The sequence below is a fragment of the Heyndrickxia coagulans DSM 1 = ATCC 7050 genome (assembly GCF_000290615.1).
GTDB lineage: Bacteria > Bacillota > Bacilli > Bacillales > Bacillaceae_C > Weizmannia > Weizmannia coagulans.
Map to the genome: position 1 here is coordinate 1 of NZ_ALAS01000286.1, position 3,363 is coordinate 3,363.

The 3,363-nt window shown below is 48.5% G+C and carries 3 protein-coding genes; 2 read left to right on the plus strand and 1 reads right to left on the minus strand.

The annotated features are described in order from the left end of the window. Window positions 1–48 precede the first annotated feature (48 nt). Window positions 49–213 (plus strand): integrase core domain-containing protein, encoded by a 165-nt coding sequence (locus IC21_RS17740; protein WP_155116806.1) that lies wholly within the window; start codon window positions 49–51, stop codon window positions 211–213. A gap of 800 nt (window positions 214–1,013) precedes the next feature. Here the strand turns inward: IC21_RS17740 and IC21_RS14880 are convergent. Beyond that, window positions 1,014–2,225 carry an ornithine--oxo-acid transaminase gene (locus IC21_RS14880; RefSeq protein ID WP_029142670.1) on the minus strand — a complete coding sequence of 404 codons (1,212 nt, stop codon included), beginning with the start codon at window positions 2,223–2,225 and terminating at the stop codon, window positions 1,014–1,016. A gap of 165 nt (window positions 2,226–2,390) precedes the next feature. Between IC21_RS14880 and IC21_RS14885 the strand changes: the two genes are divergently transcribed. Further along, window positions 2,391–3,363, plus strand: a 973-nt coding sequence (locus IC21_RS14885) for a sigma-54 interaction domain-containing protein (protein ID WP_035181130.1), incomplete at its 3' end; no start/stop codon positions are given.

Genomic DNA, 3,363 nt, shown 5'->3' on the forward strand with positions numbered 1-3,363 from the left:
GAAATTTTTACACAACACTATTTTATATTTTGATAATCGGAATTTGGCTTGTATCTGACCAAATTTGATTCGTTCAGCAAGCCCTATTTAAAAGAATACAACTCCCCTAGAGAAGCAAGGAAAGAGATTGGTAACCTTATACAATTCTATAATCACGAAAGACTCCATCAGGCCCTGGGCTATAAGACTCCTGCCTCCGTTTATGGCCTTTGAGTGATTCATCCTTCGGGTAGAGGATACTTCTCCGGGGGTGTTGTGTCAAGGGTTCGGCAAAGCCCTCGCTACACTCGCCCTTGACACAACACCCCCGGAGAAGGAAAAATAAAGCAGGATGAATCACTCCAAAAAATGTGAACTGTCCACTAACTGCCTCCAATGAGCATCCTCACGCTCTATTAGTCAGTATCTGTTTTTCAGATTCTGACCCACCTTAAAAATTTTAAATTTGTGTCTTGACGATGGGGTCCACCTTAAACGTCTTTGCATGGACGGCAGGGGAGGTCGTTCCACATGCAGAGCTTTACATTTCATTTTGTCTTTTTGGCAGTACTTCTAATATGTAGACATTTTACGCGGAGTCCCTCTTTTTTGATGGATTTTAAAGTACAGCACGTATGAAATAAATCTGTTTAATAGTTTCTAAGAGACCATTCGTTGTGCCGAAATTTGTGCACAAAAGCTCCGCCATTTTCTTTCATGGTTGAGAGGATGAAAGACAAATGAACAACTTCCTTGCAGTGAATTCTCCTTCATCACGGTTATGAAAGACAAATCATAAGCGAACCGCCGCTTTCAAATACTTTTTGCTACCCAGGAGACAAACCTTTAAATGTCGTTCGAGTACCCCACTCGAACGACATATGATTTCCCAAATGAATGTATGGCGTGGCCCTGCCGGCAATGTATAGTGACTTTTGGCAGGCCACCCAAAAAACAGTTCGCATGTGCGGGCGCCTCTTATATACTTCCCAATTAAAAAAGCCGCCCCGCCGTTTGGCAGAGCAGGCTCCTGATCATTTTTTCTCCTCAAAAACTTTCCGGATCCGTTCAATTGCCCATTCCAGCTCTTCTTCCGTTATGACAAGCGGCGGGGCAAAGCGGATGACATTTTCATGCGTTTCTTTGCAAAGCAGCCCTTCCTCTTTCAATGCTTCGCAATAAGAGCGCGCCGGTTCCGTGAGCTCCACGCCGATGAAAAGGCCGCGGCCGCGGATTTCCTTAATCGACGGGTGCTCGATTTCACGCAGTTTCTCCAGGAGCACCTGTCCAAGCCGGAGCGAGCGTTCCACCAGTTTTTCTTCTTCAATCACCTCAAGGCTTGCGATCGATACCGCGCATGCAAGCGGATTGCCGCCGAACGTTGAGCCGTGCGACCCCGGGTTGAATACACCCAGTATTTCTTTATTTGCAGCTACACAGGAAATCGGCATGACACCGCCGCCAAGCGCTTTCCCAAGAATGAACACATCCGGGGTAACACCCTCCCAGTCAACCGCAAACAACTTGCCGGTCCGGCCTAACCCGGTTTGCACCTCGTCTGCCATGAAAAGCACCCGGGACGCGCGGCAAATATCCGCTGCTTCTTTTAAAAACCCGGCCGGCGGAATGTTGATACCAGCTTCCCCCTGGATCGGCTCGACAAGGAACGCTGCCGTATTCGGAGTGATGGCTTCCCGCAGCGCTTCCGCATCTCCGTACGGAATGAGCTTGATACCCTCAATCATCGGCCCAAAGCCGCGTTTATATTCTTCTTCCGATGAGAGCGACACCGCAAGCAGCGTACGGCCATGGAAATTTCCGGTACAGGCAATGATTTCCGCTTTATTGTCCGGCACGCCTTTCACATCATATGCCCAGCGCCGTGCAGCTTTGACCGCCGTTTCCACCGCTTCCGCCCCGGTGTTCATCGGCAACACCATATCCTTTTTCGTCAGTTGGCACACTTTTTCGTACCATTCGCCAAGTTTGTCGTTATAAAACGCGCGTGATGTGAGCGTCACACGGTCCGCCTGGTCTTTTAATGCCTGAATGATCTTCGGGTGGCGGTGCCCCTGGTTCAGTGCCGAATAAGCGCTCAGCATATCCATATAGCGGCGGCCGTCCGGATCCTTCACCCACACCCCTTCCGCTTCCGAAATGACAACCGGAAGCGGCGCATAATTATGCGCACCGAACTGTTCCGTTTTTTCAATTACTTGCTTCGCTTGCTCTTTTACTTGTGCCATTTTGTTTCTCCCTTCTTTTCAATGTCCCTATCCATTCATATGCAAAAAGAATGCCATCATGAAAAAAAGGCCTTCGTGCGGTTTTTTCAGTGAAAATGCAAAAAATTTTTGCATAAAGCCGCAAAATATTTTAAAATTTTTATCATCGAAGGGGGTGGACGCAACATGGAAGAAACAAAAGATGTACTCCTCGCGTTGTACGAAACAATAATGAATCTCGTCGATGCCGGCATTCATGCAGTGGATGAAGAAGGGCGCACGATGATTTACAATCAAAAAATGCGGGATATTGAGGGGATGGACAGCCGTGAAGTACTGTATAAAAAGTTGGAAGATGTTTTCCGCTTTCGCAGCAGTGAAGAAAGCACCTTGTTAAAGGCGCTCAAAACCGGAGAAGAAAGCCATCTTGTCAAACAGACGTACTTTAACAATAAAGGCCGCGAAATTACTTCCGTCAACCATACGTATCCGTTTTATTATAAAGGAAAATTGGCGGGCGCTGTTGAAATTGCGGAGGACATTACGAAAATTGAGCGCCTCATCCGCCGAAACCACGAGCCCCATACCGGATATACATTTCACCATATTATCGGGAAAAGCAAGGCGATTTCCGAAGTCATTGAATTTTCAAGGCGCGCCGCCCGCACTTCCTCCTATGTGCTGATTATCGGTGAAACCGGGACGGGAAAAGAGTTGTTCGCGCAAAGTATCCATTATGAAAGCGAAAGAAGCCGGGGACCGTTCATCGCGCAAAACTGCGCTGCGCTTCCCGACAATCTCATTGAAAGTATCTTATTTGGCACGAAGAAAGGGGCATTTACAGGTGCTGTTGACCGCGCAGGGCTATTCGAACAGGCGGACGGCGGCACGCTTCTGCTCGACGAAATCAATGCGTTGAACATTCATTTGCAGGCAAAGCTTTTGCGCGTGCTGCAAGAGAAAAAAGTGAAACGGATCGGGGGCACGCAGGAAAAGCCGGTGGATGTGCGCGTGATCGCCACCATGAACGAAACGCCTTACGAAGCGATTGCAAATCACCGGCTGCGCAAAGATTTGTATTACCGGCTTGGTGTCGTGACGCTGTTTATCCCGCCGTTACGGGACCGGCTGGGAGATTTGCCCCTTCTCACCGGCCATT

What these genes read in the sequence shown, in the direction of transcription:
- IC21_RS14880 (WP_029142670.1), bottom strand. Translation starts at nt 2,225, where the DNA reads ATGGCACAAGTAAAAGAGCAAGCGAAGCAAGTAATTGAAAAAACGGAA.